The following is a 15,613-nucleotide window of genomic DNA, read 5'->3' as shown; positions in this document are numbered from 1 at the left end:
CCAGTTTGTAGTTTGGCAGTACCGCAGATTTGTGCCTCTGTCATTAAAATGACTACTATCGGATGGTGCCCTTCCTGCCCGTCTTGTAGGGGGCGGGCGGTTCTGTCTGACTGGAGGAAATATACCCCCTATGGCCTATGACGTTCTTTTTTGGGTGGTGCTGACATTCGGGGCCGGGATGCTGGCGCAGTGGGTTGCGTGGCGTTTACGCTTGCCAGCTATTGTGCTGCTTTTTGCCATGGGGTTGCTTTTTGGCCCCGTGCTGGGGTGGCTCCATCCTTCAGAAGTACTAGGCCATGCGTTCCGTCCCTTGGTGAATATGCTGGTGGCCCTGATCGTTTTTGAAGGCGGGATGGTGCTGGATATTCGGCAGCTGCGGGAGGCAGGGCAGGGCGTGGCCCGCCTGACAATGGTGGCCCTGCCTATCAACTGGATATTAGGGGCACTGGCCGCTCATTATGTCGCCCATCTGGAATGGGGAACGTCTTTCCTTTTCGGGGCTATTATTGTGGTAACGGGGCCGACAGTCATTCTGCCTCTGTTGCGAAGTGCTAAGCTCCAGCCCCGTGTGGCCGCTTTCCTGCGGTGGGAGGCCATTGTTAATGACCCAGTAGGGGCTATTCTGGCTGCTGTGGTGATGCAGGTCATGCTTCTGCATGTCGACCTGCACAAGCAGCTGTTTTTTGTCCATACCTTGCCGGATATGCTGGTGGCGGGGGCGATCTCCGTAGCAGCGGGGATTCTGCCCGCTTATCTGATGCGCTACCTCTTTACGCGGGACCTGATGCCGGAACTTTTGAAGGTTCCCATTATGGTCACATTGGCTCTGGTCATTTTCGAAGCCTGCACGTTGGCGATGGAGGGAGCCGGACTGATTGCCGTGACCGTGTTCGGCATGATGTTGACCAATCTGCACATTCCCGGCCTGAATGAGCTGAAACGGACCAAGGAATCCCTTGTTGTCCTGATGGTCTCTGTTTTGTTCATCTTGCTGACAGCCGATTTGCACCGGGCCGTGCTGGCCAGACTGTCCATTCCCATTCTACTGTTGACGCTCGTTGTGCTGTTTGTGGTTCGCCCGCTCTGCATTTTTCTGGCTACGCTGGGGACGAGTATAAGCTGGCAGGAACGGATCTTCGTTGGGTGGATTGCTCCCCGGGGGATTGTTGCGGCGGCCGTGGCTGGTGCTGCTGGTATCAAGCTATCGGAGGCGGGCTATGCCTCGGCGGATCTTGTCATGCCAGCCGTGTTCTGCGTGATCGCCGTGACGATGATCTGTCATGGCTTCTCGCTCGGTCCGCTTGCTCGCCGCCTGCATCTGACATTATCCAACGAGCCCGCATTGGTCATTCTGGGCGGTAATGCGTGGTCAACCGATCTGGCTGCCTGCCTGAATGATGAAAAGGTGCCCGTGCTGTTGGTGGATACTACAGCGCAGGAACTCATGCCTGCTGCCCGCCGTGGAGTACCGGTGCTTAAGGCGGAATTGCTTTCAACCGCTGGGCAGGAAGCGTTGGAAGAACGCCCCGCCGATTATCTGGTCGCTACGACAGGGGATGCCATTTATAATGGTATGGTTTGCGGCCATATGGCACCGCATATGGGGCGGGAACGGGTCTATCAGGTCAGCCCCGGTGTGGCCCGGTTGGACTTGTACCGTGGCCTCTCCCGTGATGCTCGTGGCAAGGTGCTGGGGGAACCGGGTTGGAACTACACTTTCTTTGATACGCTGTTTAGCCGTGGGTGGCGTTTTGTCAGCCAGAGCGTGACGGATGCTACGGTAGACCTGTTTGGGAAAGAGGAGAACCGGCTGGATCTGCTGATCATCCGCCGGGGGACGGGTATCTTCATTCGCTCGGCAGAAGATCGGGCATGGACCATGCCGGTTATGGGGGATATCGTCGTGTCGATGAAAGCACCGGAGACCCGTGAGGTAGAGACGGATGCAAAAAAAGAGGAAGCAGAACTGCGTGCAGGGACGTAGTGCTCGGCCGCTATTCGGGGTAGTGTAGTGCCGTTTTAGAAAGACAGTCCCTCTGTCTGTCCAGTCTACATGGGCGTATGGGGGGGAATTTTAGGGCACTACGAACGGGATTTTCGAAACATGAATGCTCATCACTCAATACTGATTGTTGACGATGATGATGCCTTGCGTCTTTTGCTAGCAGAACAGCTGGGGGAAGATGGAGCGTACCGGGTTGAACAGGCCGCCACTCTTGCCGCAGCACGGGGTGTGATAAGCCGCCCTTCGGGTGGACGAACGGATATTCTTCTACTGGATGTGAACCTGCCTGATGGTGACGGGCGGGATTTCTGTGCAGAACTACGGGAGAAGGGGATTCACATCCCTATCGTCATGATGACTGGCTCTCATGATGAGGATGATGTGATTCGTGGGCTGGATGCCGGGGCGAATGATTATGTTGCCAAGCCATTCCGCATGGGTGAGTTGAAGGCTCGCTTGCGTGCACAGCTGCGTCTGTTCGAGAATAGTGAGGATGTCGTTTTCGATATCGGCCCTTATGTGTTCCATCCGGCCAGAAAGCAGTTGCTAGACCAGAAAAAGGGTCAGCGGATTCATCTGACGGAAAAAGAAACGGCCATTCTGAAATATCTCTATCGTGCTGGCGGGCAGCCGGTAGAGCGGGATGTATTGCTGCATGAGGTCTGGGGCTATCATGCTTCGGTAACCACACACACGCTGGAGACGCATATTTACCGTCTTCGTCAGAAGATCGAGCCTGATCATGGGCGGGCGGGGATTCTGCTAACGGAAGGCGGCGGTTACTGCCTCAATCCTGACCTCTAATTTTCGAGAACAGAATAGGCAAAAAAGGCTGACAAGGAGGCTGCCAGCCTTTTTTTGTTGTGAGCCCGCCTAGCGGGTTAGAGGGAGATATCCATCAGGACAGGGACATGATCGGAGGGGGAGGTCCAGTCCCGAACGGGGCTGAGAACATTGATGCTCTTTAGGCTGGGCAGAATATCCGGCGTTGTCCAGATATGATCCAGGCGGCGGCCTCTATTGGATTTTTTCCAATCCCGGTTGCGGTATGACCACCATGTGAAGAGTTTTTCAGGTTCCGGAATCGCCTTCCGCATAGCGTCTTCGAATCCGGTATTGAGCCAATGGGTCAGCCGTGTTGTTTCTGGTGGGGTATGGCTGACGATTTTTAGAAGCTGGCGGTGGTTCCAGACATCATGTTCCAATGGGGCGATGTTGAGATCGCCGACTAGGATGCTCCGCTTGGGCGGGTTGGTCGTGAACCAGTCCGTTGCTTCCTCGAGGAAGGCAAGCTTATGGGCGAATTTCTGATTTTCTTGCGGATCAGGAATGTCCCCCCCAGCAGGAACATAAAAGTTATGAAGGGTCACCGGGCCGGAGTCTGTCTGAACATTTGCAGCCACATGGCGGCAATCTGTTTTGCCGCACCAGTCTGGCGTGTCGGTAACAGGTTCCAGCGGTGTGCGGGAGAGAATGGTGACCCCGTTGTAACTCTTCATCCCACGATAAAGCTGGTGAGGGAAACCTAGTTCTGCCAGAGCATCTTGTGGGTAGAGCGGGTCCGGGACCTTGGTCTCTTGCAGGCAGATGACATCAGGGGACTGCTCTTCGATCAGACGTTGAAGCAAGGGCAGCCGGAGGCGGAGCGAATTGATATTCCATGTAATAAGGCGCATGTCTTCTGATCCCCTCTTGAGCTGGAAATTTCAAGGGAGATCTTGCGATTGACAGGTTTTGCGCCAATCTGAAGGGAATAGATAAGGAAAGACCCTGCATATGTCCGTTTTAATGATCGACAGTCATATTGATATCCCGTGGGAAGAAAAGACAGAGGAAGGTCTTCCCTGTTGGCAGAAGCGGGATCAGGCGGACATTGCCCTAAGGGAAGCAGAACGCCGTTTTACCATTCCTAAGGCAGAGGTTGGGGGACTAGGGGCAGCCTGTCTGGCCGCTTACACTCCACAGGCTGCTCTTGATGATGTCGGGCATGAAGCAGCCTGGCGGCGGGCTGGGGCCATGCTGGACGCCATGGAGGAGATGGTGGCGTTGCATGTATCCGGTAGGGCCGCCCTATGTCGAACAGCACGAGATGTACGTCAGGCGGCAGAGGCCGGGAAAGTGGCGTTAGTTCCGGTCATGGAGAATGGGTACCCACTGGCGGATGACCCGGCCCGAATTGGTCATCTCGCTCGTAGGTACGGTGTGCGTTACATGACCCTGACCCACAACGGCCATAATCTGCTGGCGGATTCAGCGGTGGTTCGACAAGGGCCGGAAGAAGCCCATGGCGGGTTGTCGGCCTTGGGGCGAGAGGTCATCGGTGAGATGAACCGTCATGGCGTGTTGGTTGATGTGTCTCATGCGTCCCGCAAGACCATGATGCAGGCGGTGGAGACATCCACAGTGCCGGTCTTTGCTAGCCACTCTTGTGTGCGGGCTTTGTGTGACCATCCTCGCAATCTGGATGACGGGCAACTTGATGCCTTGAAGGCAAGTGGTGGTCTGATCCAGATCACGGCTATGGGGCCGTTTCTGCGGCGAGGCGGTGGCGGTACACTGAGGGACTTTGTGGAGCATGTGCTGTATGTCGCCCGTAGGATTGGTATCGAACATGTAGGGATTTCGTCCGACTTTGATGGCGGGGGCGGGATAGAAGGCTGGCAGGATGCGAGTGAGACCCACCATCTACTCAAGGCATTAGAGCAGACAGGGCTGGATGAGCATGAAATTCGGGCAGTCTGTGGGGGTAATATGCTGAGACTTTTGGAAAAGGCAGAAGAAAAAATATTAGAATGTCAAACATGATTTTCCATTTTGGGAAGGATTTAGCGTATTTTTTACGTGGTAATTTTTTCATAAACGGGATTGACAGCCAACTCGGTTGGTAGGGGGCAAGGAAGGGAGGAAGGAGGGAATAAAATCTCACATAAATCGTTATTTTTCATATTGTTATATTCTTTGCTCAAAAAATAGGCAATCTATGAAAAAAGAAGAGAAACCCTATGCTGTGTGCTTTTACCCTTGGAGTATTCACAGCTTTGTCCACAGGAATGGTGGATGAGTGTAAAGGGACTGTCATAATCACGAGAAACTGGCGGAAAACCAAGAAAAATGGCTGATACACCTCACGGCGTTGCTGCGATTCGGAAGGCTCTTAAGACGATTCCCGAAAGCCCCGGCGTGTACCGGATGTTGAGCGCAAAAGACGAGGTGCTTTACGTCGGCAAGGCTCTGAACCTGAAGAAGCGTGTTACCTCCTATACGCAGCTTGCCCGCCTGCCAGAGCGTTTGCGGTTCATGGTGTCTTTGACCGTCAACATGGAGATCGTCGTCACTCGGACCGAAGCCGAGGCGCTGCTGCTAGAGGCTAATTACATCAAGCGGATGAAGCCCCGCTTCAATATCCTTCTGCGGGACGATAAGAGCTATCCGTGGCTCCTATTGAGCGGGGATCACGCTTTCCCTCGTTTGATGCGCCAACGGGGGAAACCGGTTAAAGGGGCGACATACTGGGGGCCATTTGCATCATCTCGGGCTGTGGACCAGACGATTCAGGTCATCCAGCGGGCTTTCATGTTGCGGACTTGCACAGACAGTGTTTTCGAATCCCGCACACGGCCTTGTTTGCTGCACCAGATCAAACGCTGTTCTGCCCCCTGTGTGGACCGTATCAGCCCATCGGAATATCAGGCACTTGTGGAGCAGACGAGGGAATTCCTGAGTGGTGGCGGACGGGAGTTACAGCAGCGTTTGACCATAGAGATGGAAAAGGCCTCCGAAGAATTGGCTTTTGAGCGGGCAGCACTCATCCGGGACCGTATCCGAGGGTTTGCTAATCTTCGGGCTTCAGGGGCGATAAACCCTATCAGTATTCAGGAAGCGGACGTGGTGGCACTCTGGCAGCAAGCGGGGCAGAGCTGCATACAGGTCTTCTTCATTCGTGGGGGGCGTAATAACGGGAACAGGGCGTTCTATCCCCGGCACGAGGCAGATGCATCAGCAGCGGATGTTCTGGCGGCATTTCTGCTTCAGTTTTACGAGGATAAGCAGCCTCCTTTGCAGATAATGACGAATAGTGAACCTTCCGAGCAACCCCTGCTTACTGAGGCCCTGAGCCTGCAACGGGGGCAGAAGGTACAGTTGCTTCAGCCGCAGCGGGGAGAAAAGAAGGCGGTGTTGGATCATGCCATTCTCAATGCCCGTGAAGCTCTGGAACGTCGTCTAGCTGAAACTGCTGGGCAGGCGGTCCTGTTGGAAAAAGTTGCTGATCTGTTCGACTTGCCTGCACCACCGAAACGCATTGAAGTTTACGACAACTCCCATCTTATGGGGCAGGCTCCTTATGGGGCCATGGTGGTTGGCGGGCCAGAAGGTTTTGTGAAGCGGGCTTACAGAAAGTTTTCCATCCGTGGGCCGGTGGCTCCGGGGGATGATTTCGGCATGATGAAGGAAGTCATGACCCGCCGCTTTGCCCAGTTGACTCCTGATGATGCAGGAAGCGAAAGCTGGCCAGACCTTCTGCTGATTGACGGTGGCAAGGGGCAGGTGCGAGTCGTGCGGGAGATTCTAGCCGAGCGAGGGCTGTCCTCCATTCCGGTTGTCGGTATTGCCAAAGGGGTGGATCGCAACGCAGGGCGGGAATGGTTTTTTGTAGAGGGGAAAGAGCCATTTCAGCTACCTGTCAATGATGCTGTTCTGTACTATCTCCAGAGGTTGCGAGATGAGGTGCATCGTTTTGTTATCACGACACACAGGGCGGGACGCTCTAGAGCATTGACCCGTTCTGGGCTTGATGAAATTCCTGGTGTTGGGCCTGCCCGTAAGAAGGCATTGCTGACCCGTTTCGGTTCTGTTCGGCAGGTTGGGCAGGCGGCTCTGGAAGAGCTGGAACGTGTACCAGGAATTAATCGTGAAATGGCGCAGGTCATTTATGGATATTTCCATCCAGAATGGGTAAGAGAGCAGAGTGACGTCCTCGAAAATCCCTGACTGAGCACTGTGTTGGGGATGGCTTTCCACATTAGGGATATCAGGTGATCAATCTTCCCAACCTTCTCACGCTGTTCCGTATACTTGTGATCCCAGTGCTGATTGCGTGTCTGGCGGGTGGCGGCCTATGGGCGGATCTGGCGTTTCTGCTGTATGTGGGCGCCTGTGTGACTGACTATCTTGATGGCGCTCTTGCCCGTAAGCAGGGGCTGACGTCGGATCTCGGCCGGATGATGGATCCGATTGCGGATAAACTTCTCGTAGGGGGGCTTCTTCTAGCCCTTGCAGGAATGGGGGGCTTACGCTTCTGTTCGCTGTATGCGGCTATTCTCATCATGCTGCGGGAGATTATGATCAGCGGCTTGCGGGAATATATGGCTTCCCGGAATGAAATGATCCCTTCCACTCGTCTGGCTAAATGGAAAACAGGCGTGCAGATGGTGGCAATAGGGTTTCTTATTCTGGGGCAGGGGGATTCTAGCTCTTTTCATGACGTAACATGGTGTTTCGGTGTGATTGGGGCTGCGTTGCTCTGGCTGTCCGTTATTCCGACACTCCTGACGGGGACGGAGTATCTCAGAGCGACCGTAGCGCAAATACGGAGGTAGGATGCTGTGAGGTATCTGAAGGCTCTGGAAGATGATGGCAGAAGGCGTGTTACGCTTTCTCGGTGGCGGGTTGTGATGATTGTAAAGGGTGAGGAATGAAAAGCAGAGAAGGCAAAATAAAGAGGGCAGGCGCTGTCATGTCCTTCTTTGCGGTGGGATGTACCAGTTTCTCGGTCAGTTGTACGGGGCTGGACAGGCATCTGCACAATACGATCAACCCGTTTGGTAATCCGAATACGCCTGATGCTCGCAGTGAGACAGCGCAGCGCATTCAGGGGGCGAAGGCAACCAGTACGATGCCTCTCCTGCCTGAAGAAGGTGATGTCTGGCCGGGGCAGCCGGAGCCTGTGCCCAGCCTTCAGGATGTTAGCCGGTCTGATGCTCATTTTGTTGCGAAATGGCAGAAGGCCCGCCCGCAGCTTGATGCCGATTTGCGCCAGCAGCTGAATGACGGGCAGGGCATGAGTGTCGGGGAGGACGTTGGCAAGCGGTATGGTTCTGGCCGGGATGTGATGCCTATCGGTCAACCTATTCCTTCCCATGTGAAGGATAATGCGCCTCCTTATATGGAACCCGCAAACAAGGGTGTCGTTACCATCCCTAATGGCGATGGAACCGATACGCTTATTGCCCCTGATGGTAGCGTTAAGATCGTCAGTGCGGGCAAGGCATCTTTGTATCAAAATGTTAGAACCTTCGGGCATGTCCGTTCTTCTGATGAACAGACGCCGGAGGCGCAGGCAGAAACTGAAAAAACACCGGTGACGATACCGCCTTCTCCTCCCCAGAGGGAACAGGTTGTTACAGAGGCTCCTCATCCGCAACCGAAGGTCGAGAAGCTACCAGAGCCGCAACGCCTTGTGCATCATGAGGTTCCACCTGTTAGGGAAGTACCACCTCCCCAGCCGAAGGCTGAGGTCCGGCATGAAGTGCAGCAACGCCCCGTACATGAGGCACCGCCCGTTAGGGCAGTACAGCCGCGCCCGCCGCAGCCTGAGGCTCATGTCGTAATACCACCGCCTGTGCCTAAAGCACCGGTTGTGGCTGCGCCGCCTCCGCAGCAACCTGCTACGCCTGAAGCTGCGCCCCGGCACAGATATAACAGGGTGGCTGTTGACGCTGCTCAGCCTGTGGCGGAGTCAGCTCACATTCATAAACCGCATCATAAGCAACAGGCTCGGGACCATGAGGCTGTGGCAGTGTCTGGGCGGCACCACAAGACGTCTGAGCGGCCTGTGGAAGCGCATGTTAAGAAGGAGCGGCACCATACACACCGGAAACGTAATGGTGAGTTTGTGGATGCGCTGGGCCTTGAAGCCTCTGCACGTTCCTCACACGCTCATAAGAGTGATGGCGTGTACCAGTTTGACTGGGATAAATGAGAGTAGTCTTGCGAGAAAACGAACATAATCTGCCTCAATGAGGTATCCTGAGTCGGAAAGGACTTGACCTGAAAGGCTCAAGGTATCATTGTCCGGCTCAGGTATAGGGGATGTGCTGCTCCGACACTGATGAAGCAGCGTCCCATCATGCGGCAGCAGTCCGAGGGTAATATGGCCAAAACAAACGTAATCATGATCCGTCTCGTTTCTTCTGCAGATACGGGTTATTTCTATGTCACGAAGAAGAATGCTCGTACGGCAACAGGGAAGATGGAAGTACGCAAGTATGACCCGGTCGTGCGTAAGCACGTTGTCTTCCGTGAGGCAAAGATCAAGTAATCATCAGGTCATCTGATGAACAAGAAAGGCGGCCCTCTGGGCCGCTTTTTTTTATGTCTCGTTAGGCAGAATTAGCATGGAAGAAGGAGAGGTTGCCTTCCCTCAGTAGAGAGAGTTTTTCTCACCATAGGGAATGACCAGATCGCCTTTCCGGCTACTATTGAGCATCATACGGCTTCGCTCATCCAGCATATCCGGGTCCAAGGCTTTTTCATTTAGGGCTGTGACGCGTCGGCGCCATATGTCCTGCTCCTTATGAGCATCTGCCAAAGCAGATTGTGCTTCTAGCTGAAGTTTCTTTTGCTGCTGGTAGGCTTCAATACCAAGATTGCCATGTAGTGCATTCCAGCCAAAATAGATTGTCAGCAGCAGGAAGAGGAGCGGGGCAAATACGGCACCAACTCCACGCCGTAGCAGAGCGATCATGCAGTGGCTCCTCGGTTATGATGGGTATTCAGTCGAATTGGACTATCATTTATAGGCGGTTCAGTCGTAGAGGCAAGTTATGTGTTTGGTCTGTTAGCGATAAAATCCAGAAAAAGAGCATGAAAAAAGCCCCCATCTGGAAAACAGACGGGGGCTTTTCCCGTTGGCAGACTAACCATTATCTGGCTGGTCTACACCCGGAATTACTTGCGGGATTTCAGGATGCTGCGACCAGCATATTCGGCGCTCTTGCCCAGCTGCTGCTCAATGCGGATCAGCTGGTTGTACTTGGCCATACGGTCGGAGCGGGACAGGGAGCCCGTCTTGATCTGCCCTGTGTTCACGGCGACAGCGAGATCAGCGATGGTGCTGTCTTCTGTTTCACCAGAACGGTGGCTCATGACAGTGGTATAGCCAGCGCGCTGAGCCATTTCCACGGCACGGAGTGTCTCTGTCAGGGAGCCGATCTGGTTCACCTTCACGAGCAGGGAGTTGGCAACGCCCTTTTCGATACCTTCCTTCAGACGGGCCGGATTGGTGACGAAGAGGTCATCACCGACCAGCTGGATGCGGTCACCAAGACGCTCGGTCAGCTCTTTCCAGCCTTCCCAGTCATCTTCAGCCAGACCATCCTCGATGGATACAATCGGGAAGTCCTTGGTCAGCTTCTCCAGATAGGAGACCATTTCGCTGGAGCTGAAGCTCTTGCCTTCGCCCTTCATCTCGTAGCGGCCGTTCTTGTAGAACTCGGTAGAAGCACAGTCGAGAGCGAGCGTGATATCCGTGCCGAACTTGTAGCCAGCGTCTGCAACAGCCTTCTCGATATACTTCAGGCCTTCCTCGGTGGAGCTGAGGTTAGGAGCAAAACCGCCTTCATCACCAACGTTGGTGTTCAGGCCGTTCTTGTGCAGCTCTTTCTTCAGACAAGCGAAGATTTCAGAACCCATACGGATGGCTTCCGCAACGGAAGAAGCACCAACCGGCTGGATCATGAATTCCTGGAAGTCGATGGCGTTGTCGGCATGCTCACCACCGTTGATGATGTTCATCATCGGAACGGGCAGAACATGGGCAAATGTGCCACCAACATAGCGGTACAGCGGCAGGTCCAGCTCTTCAGCTGTGGCGCGGGCCACGGCGAGAGAGACACCAAGGATGGCGTTAGCACCAAGACGGGCCTTGTTCGGTGTACCATCGAGGTCGATCATGGCCTGGTCAATGGCGATCTGATCTTCAGATTCCATGCCACGCAGCTTGTCGGCAATTTCCGTGTTCACGGCGTTGACAGCCTTCAGGACGCCCTTGCCGTGGAAGCGTTTTTTGTCGCCATCACGCAGTTCTACAGCTTCGTGGGCACCGGTGGAGGCACCGGAAGGAACGGCAGCACGACCGGTAACACCGGAGGCCAGTTCAACATCTACCTCAACAGTCGGGTTACCACGGCTGTCCAGAATTTCGCGGGCAATAATATCAACAATAGCGCTCAAGGGACTTCTCCTGACTCTATGCGGCGGACCCTGAACGGCCTATTATCAGATAATAGCCTGGATCCGCTTTCGCTCTATTTCAGTCTCAAAATACGCGCCTGAGGTCAATTACGATGCGACAATTTCCTGTCACAGCTGCCATGCTTATTGTGCTTGGCGGCGTTTTCCCCTTTCTGGTGGGGGGCTGGCTGTTTCTGGCTGGAGTGCTGACATCATTACCCCATCTCAGTCTCATCCTACTTACCTATGGGGGGTGTCTGCTGTCTTTCTATGGGGCTGTTCAGTGGGGGTTGCTAGCCAGCAAGCCTACAATCATTCTACCAAAGGGCGAGGGGCAGCGGGATGGACGTGCTCTTCTTTTGGGAGCATTTGCCTTTTTGTGGGGATGGTTAGCCCTCTGTGTCGGATTGCTGGGGAATCTGCGGACCGGATTTGGGCTGGAAGTGATCGGTTTTGCAGGCATCTTTGCTCTGGAACGAATCGCTAATCGTTGTGGTGATCTGCCGCCCGGTTATTTCATGGTAAGAGCGATCAGCACCGGGTTATGTGTGATTGGCTTTCTACTTGCTCTGCTATCGCCACAGGGCCAGTTTTAGGGCCTGGGGCTCAGAGGATTTCTGACTTGACCAGTTGATCAATCTTTTTGAGCGGCACAAGCAGGTCCCGCATCTCAGTGAGGGGGATCATGGTGGGACCATCGCTGGGTGCTGTATCCGGCTCTTGATGAGTTTCGATAAAGAGGGCACTGACGCCGGTTGCTAGGGCGGCACGGGCTAGCGGTGCTACAAACTCTCGCTGTCCGCCAGTCGCTGTACCGAGCCCACCCGGCTGCTGTACGGAGTGGGTGGCATCAAAGACAATAGGATATCCGGTTCGTGCCATGATGGGCAGGGCTCGCATATCATTGATGAGCGTATTGTAGCCAAAGCACGTACCACGTTCGCAAAGTAGGATGCGTTCGTTTCCAGTGGATTTCAGCTTATCGACAATATTCTGCATGTCCTGAGGGGCTAGAAACTGCCCTTTTTTGACATTGATGGCCCGCCCCGTTTGCCCCGCAGCAAGGAGTAAATCCGTCTGCCGACAGAGGAAGGCCGGAATCTGAAGGACGTCCACGGCTTCAGCAGCGGGGGCGCATTGTTCTGGGGCGTGAACATCCGTCAGGACAGGAATCCCGAACTGAGTACGAACATCGGAAAGGATTTTCAGCCCTTCCTCCATTCCAACACCACGGGCGGCATGGACCGAGCTACGGTTGGCTTTATCAAAGCTGCTTTTGTAGATGAGCCGGATATCCAGCTCATGGCAGAGGCGGTGCAGGGCCTCTGCCATGAAGAAGGCATGGTCTCGGGATTCAATCTGACACGGGCCAGCGATCAGCCGGAAAGGCTGATCCTGCCCGATGATGAAGTTCCCGAGAGGGACATTCATACAGTCTCTTCCCGTGAGAGATGCTCTTTTTTGGCAGCACCAACGAAGCCTACGAACAGCGGATGCGGATCGAAGGGCTTAGAGAGCAGTTCTGGATGATACTGCACACCGATAAACCATGGGTGATCAGGATATTCCACGACTTCCGGCAGCACACCATCAGGCGACATGCCAGAGAAGCGGAGGGATGTCTTTTCCAGAACCTCACGATAATGGACGTTGACTTCCCAGCGGTGACGGTGACGTTCACGGATGTCTGTTTTACCGTACACCTCCGCAACGCGGGACCCTTCGACAAGTTTGGCCGGATAGGCACCGACACGCATGGTACCACCAAGGTCTCCGCCTTCACGGCGGCGTAGCAGTTCCGTGCCGCGGGCCCATTCAGTCATAAGGCCGACCAACGGTTCATCCGTGGGGCCAAACTCTGTGGAGGAGGCTTTCTTCAGGCCAGCGAGTGAGCGGGCACACTCAATGACAGCCATCTGCATACCGAAACAGATGCCAAGGAAGGGGATCTTATTCTCACGTGCATAACGCACGGCGTTGATCTTCCCTTCGGAGCCACGTTCACCAAAGCCACCGGGTACCAGAATACCATCCATACCCCGGAGCAGCTCATCAAGATTGGCTGGGTCTTCCAGCTCTTCCGCATCAATCCAGTTCATATGGACACGGACATCCTGCGAGATGCCACCATGCAGAAGGGCTTCGGCAAGGGATTTGTAGCTGTCCAGCAGTGCTGTGTATTTCCCAACAATGCCGATGCGGACTTCGCCCTTCGGTTCCCGCACGCCACGGACGATCTTCTCCCAGCGGGAGAGGTCTGGGGTTGTCTCGTGAGGAAGGCCGAAATAACGGAGAACCTCACGGTCCATACCCTGCTCGTGATAAGCGATGGGGCAGGCATAGATGGTATCGACATCTAGCGCAGCAATTACAGCTTCCGGCCGGACATTACAGAAACTGGCGATCTTTTGTCGTTCCGTCTGTGGGATGGGGCGGTCTGACCGGCAGAGAAGGATTTGCGGCTGGAGGCCGACATTCTGGAGTTCTTTGACAGAATGTTGGGTCGGCTTCGTCTTCAGTTCACCAGCGGAAGGAATATAGGGCAGGAGGGTGAGATGCACACACATTGTGTTCTCATGGCCCAGATCGTTACGGAGCTGGCGTATGGCTTCCAGAAAGGGGAGGCTCTCAATATCACCAACCGTGCCGCCAATTTCGACCAGCACGAAATCATAGCCGTCCGTATCTGTAACTACAGCTTCCTTGATGGCATCCGTGATGTGCGGAATGACCTGAACAGTAGCCCCAAGATAGTCGCCGCGGCGTTCCCGGGCGATGACATTGGAATAGATGCGGCCTGTCGTGGTGTTGTCGGAACGACGGGCGTGCACGCCCGTGAATCGCTCATAGTGGCCGAGATCAAGATCGGTCTCGGCACCGTCATCAGTGATGAACACCTCACCGTGTTGATAGGGGCTCATCGTGCCCGGATCAACATTCAGATAAGGGTCCAGTTTCCTGATGCGGACCTTATGCCCACGGGCCTGGAGGAGGGCAGCCAGAGCTGCCGAAGCAATACCTTTACCGAGGGAGGATACAACCCCACCCGTCACAAAAACAAAGCGCGTCATGGGAGGCCCTTATATAGTGAAGAGGGGGGGAAGGGGAAGCAGATTATGCGCTCCGCTTCCCATGAAAAATGGATCAGGGATGCTGTGGTGTCTGCGGGGCGGTAGGAGCGGCTGTATTAGCAGGCTGATTGACAGGCGGGTGGGCCAGAATATCACGGCCTGAACCCCCGCTAGAGGCTCCACGGTTCAGAACAGCCAGGCACAGGCAGAGAATCATGAAGATGGCAGCCAGCACAGCTGTACTGCGGGTCAGCAGGGTTGCTGTGCCACGGCCGGACATGAAGGAACCCAGCCCCTGACTGCTGCCAACGCCGAGACCACCGCCTTCGCTACGCTGGATCAGGATAACGCCGATAAGGGCCAGGGCAACCAGAACAGTGAGGATAAGCAGAAATGTGGTCATGCAGTCAGGTCCAACAGGTTATGGGGAAGGCTGAGGCGCAGTTGCTTCAGCCGCAGCGCCAATGATGTCCAGGAAGCTTTGTGCTTCAAGGCTGGCACTGCCGACAAGCACCCCGTCCACTGCCTCGATGGACATGATGGAGGGAGCCTGAACGGAAGTTACAGACCCGCCATACAGGACCGGAACACGAATGTCATCCGTCATCAGCCTCATTGGTAGCAGGGCACGGATCAGCTGTAGCTTTCTCTGAAGCTCCTCCTGTGAAGGGGTGATGCCGCTACCGATGGCCCAGACAGGCTCATAAGCCAGAATTCCACGAAAGCCCCGTGTCAGTGAGCCTTCAATCTGGGTGGAAAGCACGCTGGCAGCCCGTCCTTCATTTCGCTCTGCCAGATGCTCGCCGATACAGACAATCGGCGTAATCCCGGCTGCTGTAGCTGCTTTGACCTTTTGGCGGATGATGGCATCGGTTTCGCCATGGTTTTGGCGTCGTTCCGAATGGCCGAGAATGACATAACGTGCCCCGAGGTCAAGAATCATAGGGGCAGAAATATCCCCGGTGAAGGGGCCAGAGGATGCCGGGTAACAGTCTTGCGCCCCCATGGCCAGTTGCTCATGCGGTAGGCAGACCTCCCGCAATGCCTGATGGACACCATCAAGCTGCGTGAAGGGGGGACAGATAATGGTATGAAGGTGCGATGGCGGTGGTGTGTCCCGCATGGCGTGGGCGATGTCCCGTGCGAGCTGGAGGCCGTGCTCGTGGCGAGCCTGCATTTTCCAGTTCCCAATGACAAATTTGGGTACGGTGCTCATTCTGCTCTCCCCGGTCGGCACGATGCATCCACTGCACATGGGCAGAGAAGGGACACGCCGTGCTGGTCAATCTGTGTCGGCATCTCTATG

General features: G+C 55.0%; 15 protein-coding genes. 8 read left to right on the top strand and 7 right to left on the bottom strand.

The genetic code is table 11. The annotated features are described in order from the left end of the window. Nucleotides 1-130: 130 nt before the first annotated feature. The gene (locus CPA57_RS02150) at nucleotides 131-1,984 is read left to right on the top strand and encodes a cation:proton antiporter (RefSeq protein ID WP_182081100.1); all 1,854 of its coding nucleotides are present in this window, start codon (nucleotides 131-133) and stop codon (nucleotides 1,982-1,984) included. A gap of 120 nt (nucleotides 1,985-2,104) precedes the next feature. Continuing rightward, the gene (locus CPA57_RS02145) at nucleotides 2,105-2,809 is read left to right on the top strand and encodes a response regulator transcription factor (RefSeq protein ID WP_182081098.1); all 705 of its coding nucleotides are present in this window, start codon (nucleotides 2,105-2,107) and stop codon (nucleotides 2,807-2,809) included. Between the two features lie 77 nt (nucleotides 2,810-2,886). Here CPA57_RS02145 and CPA57_RS02140 read toward each other — a convergent pair whose 3' ends face one another. Then, nucleotides 2,887-3,681, bottom strand: coding sequence for an exodeoxyribonuclease III (locus CPA57_RS02140; RefSeq protein WP_182081096.1), 795 nt, complete (start codon nucleotides 3,679-3,681; stop codon nucleotides 2,887-2,889). 100 nt (nucleotides 3,682-3,781) lie between these two features. Here CPA57_RS02140 and CPA57_RS02135 point away from each other — a divergent pair, with 100 nt between their 5' ends. The 5 genes from CPA57_RS02135 (at nucleotide 3,782) to rpmG (ending at nucleotide 9,323) form a co-directional block, all read left to right on the top strand. After that, nucleotides 3,782-4,810 (top strand): dipeptidase, encoded by a 1,029-nt coding sequence (locus CPA57_RS02135; RefSeq protein ID WP_182081094.1) that lies wholly within the window; start codon nucleotides 3,782-3,784, stop codon nucleotides 4,808-4,810. Nucleotides 4,811-5,116: 306 nt separating this feature from the next. After that, nucleotides 5,117-6,994 (top strand): excinuclease ABC subunit UvrC, encoded by a 1,878-nt coding sequence (gene uvrC, locus CPA57_RS02130; protein WP_182081092.1) that lies wholly within the window; start codon nucleotides 5,117-5,119, stop codon nucleotides 6,992-6,994. A gap of 44 nt (nucleotides 6,995-7,038) precedes the next feature. Next, entirely contained in the window at nucleotides 7,039-7,602 is a 564-nt protein-coding gene (gene pgsA, locus CPA57_RS02125; protein ID WP_182081090.1) for a CDP-diacylglycerol--glycerol-3-phosphate 3-phosphatidyltransferase, read from the top strand. A gap of 137 nt (nucleotides 7,603-7,739) precedes the next feature. After that, nucleotides 7,740-8,984, top strand: coding sequence for a hypothetical protein (locus tag CPA57_RS02120; protein WP_182081088.1), 1,245 nt, complete (start codon nucleotides 7,740-7,742; stop codon nucleotides 8,982-8,984). 171 nt (nucleotides 8,985-9,155) lie between these two features. Continuing rightward, the gene (gene rpmG / locus CPA57_RS02115) at nucleotides 9,156-9,323 is read left to right on the top strand and encodes a 50S ribosomal protein L33 (RefSeq protein WP_043561310.1); all 168 of its coding nucleotides are present in this window, start codon (nucleotides 9,156-9,158) and stop codon (nucleotides 9,321-9,323) included. Nucleotides 9,324-9,425: 102 nt separating this feature from the next. Here the strand turns inward: rpmG and CPA57_RS02110 are convergent, their stop codons facing one another. Then, entirely contained in the window at nucleotides 9,426-9,749 is a 324-nt protein-coding gene (locus tag CPA57_RS02110; RefSeq protein WP_182081086.1) for an FtsB family cell division protein, read from the bottom strand. A 203-nt stretch (nucleotides 9,750-9,952) separates the two neighbouring features. Further along, nucleotides 9,953-11,236: a phosphopyruvate hydratase gene (eno, locus tag CPA57_RS02105; RefSeq protein ID WP_182081084.1), complete on the bottom strand. Its 1,284-nt coding sequence runs from the start codon at nucleotides 11,234-11,236 to the stop codon at nucleotides 9,953-9,955. A 113-nt stretch (nucleotides 11,237-11,349) separates the two neighbouring features. Here eno and CPA57_RS02100 point away from each other — a divergent pair, with 113 nt between their 5' ends. Further along, nucleotides 11,350-11,832 carry a DUF3429 domain-containing protein gene (locus CPA57_RS02100; protein ID WP_182081082.1) on the top strand — a complete coding sequence of 161 codons (483 nt, stop codon included), beginning with the start codon at nucleotides 11,350-11,352 and terminating at the stop codon, nucleotides 11,830-11,832. 10 nt (nucleotides 11,833-11,842) lie between these two features. On the opposite strand, the gene kdsA is transcribed toward CPA57_RS02100, so the two are convergent. The 4 genes from kdsA to tpiA form a co-directional block, all read right to left on the bottom strand. Continuing rightward, nucleotides 11,843-12,667 (bottom strand): 3-deoxy-8-phosphooctulonate synthase, encoded by an 825-nt coding sequence (gene kdsA, locus CPA57_RS02095; protein WP_182081080.1) that lies wholly within the window; start codon nucleotides 12,665-12,667, stop codon nucleotides 11,843-11,845. After that, nucleotides 12,664-14,307, bottom strand: coding sequence for a CTP synthase (locus tag CPA57_RS02090; RefSeq protein WP_182081078.1), 1,644 nt, complete (start codon nucleotides 14,305-14,307; stop codon nucleotides 12,664-12,666). The genes kdsA and CPA57_RS02090 overlap by 4 nt, the downstream gene beginning before the upstream one ends. Nucleotides 14,308-14,380: 73 nt before the next feature. Further along, on the bottom strand, nucleotides 14,381-14,710 hold the full coding sequence (gene secG / locus CPA57_RS02085; protein WP_182081076.1) for a preprotein translocase subunit SecG: 330 nt from the start codon (nucleotides 14,708-14,710) through the stop codon (nucleotides 14,381-14,383). An 18-nt stretch (nucleotides 14,711-14,728) separates the two neighbouring features. After that, nucleotides 14,729-15,523 carry a triose-phosphate isomerase gene (tpiA, locus tag CPA57_RS02080; protein WP_182081074.1) on the bottom strand — a complete coding sequence of 265 codons (795 nt, stop codon included), beginning with the start codon at nucleotides 15,521-15,523 and terminating at the stop codon, nucleotides 14,729-14,731. Between the last annotated feature and the right edge of the window lie 90 nt (nucleotides 15,524-15,613).

Origin of the sequence: Bombella favorum (genome assembly GCF_014048475.1) — a bacterium.
GTDB classification, from domain to species: Bacteria; Pseudomonadota; Alphaproteobacteria; order Acetobacterales; family Acetobacteraceae; genus Bombella; species Bombella favorum.
The sequence above is the reverse complement of the archived record's forward strand: the minus strand, read 5'-3'. Positions and strand labels throughout refer to the sequence as shown.

Bases quoted from the DNA above. Each gene is read 5' to 3' on its own strand.
- CPA57_RS02090 (WP_182081078.1), bottom strand. From the start codon at position 14,307: ATGACGCGCTTTGTTTTTGTGACGGGTGGGGTTGTATCCTCCCTCGGT.
- CPA57_RS02140 (WP_182081096.1), bottom strand. From the start codon at position 3,681: ATGCGCCTTATTACATGGAATATCAATTCGCTCCGCCTCCGGCTGCCC.
- CPA57_RS02110 (WP_182081086.1), bottom strand. From the start codon at position 9,749: ATGATCGCTCTGCTACGGCGTGGAGTTGGTGCCGTATTTGCCCCGCTC.
- CPA57_RS02145 (WP_182081098.1), top strand. From the start codon at position 2,105: ATGAATGCTCATCACTCAATACTGATTGTTGACGATGATGATGCCTTG.
- CPA57_RS02150 (WP_182081100.1), top strand. From the start codon at position 131: ATGGCCTATGACGTTCTTTTTTGGGTGGTGCTGACATTCGGGGCCGGG.
- secG (WP_182081076.1), bottom strand. From the start codon at position 14,710: ATGACCACATTTCTGCTTATCCTCACTGTTCTGGTTGCCCTGGCCCTT.
- tpiA (WP_182081074.1), bottom strand. From the start codon at position 15,523: ATGAGCACCGTACCCAAATTTGTCATTGGGAACTGGAAAATGCAGGCT.
- rpmG (WP_043561310.1), top strand. From the start codon at position 9,156: ATGGCCAAAACAAACGTAATCATGATCCGTCTCGTTTCTTCTGCAGAT.
- CPA57_RS02120 (WP_182081088.1), top strand. From the start codon at position 7,740: ATGTCCTTCTTTGCGGTGGGATGTACCAGTTTCTCGGTCAGTTGTACG.
- uvrC (WP_182081092.1), top strand. From the start codon at position 5,117: ATGGCTGATACACCTCACGGCGTTGCTGCGATTCGGAAGGCTCTTAAG.
- kdsA (WP_182081080.1), bottom strand. From the start codon at position 12,667: ATGAATGTCCCTCTCGGGAACTTCATCATCGGGCAGGATCAGCCTTTC.
- CPA57_RS02135 (WP_182081094.1), top strand. From the start codon at position 3,782: ATGTCCGTTTTAATGATCGACAGTCATATTGATATCCCGTGGGAAGAA.
- CPA57_RS02100 (WP_182081082.1), top strand. From the start codon at position 11,350: ATGCGACAATTTCCTGTCACAGCTGCCATGCTTATTGTGCTTGGCGGC.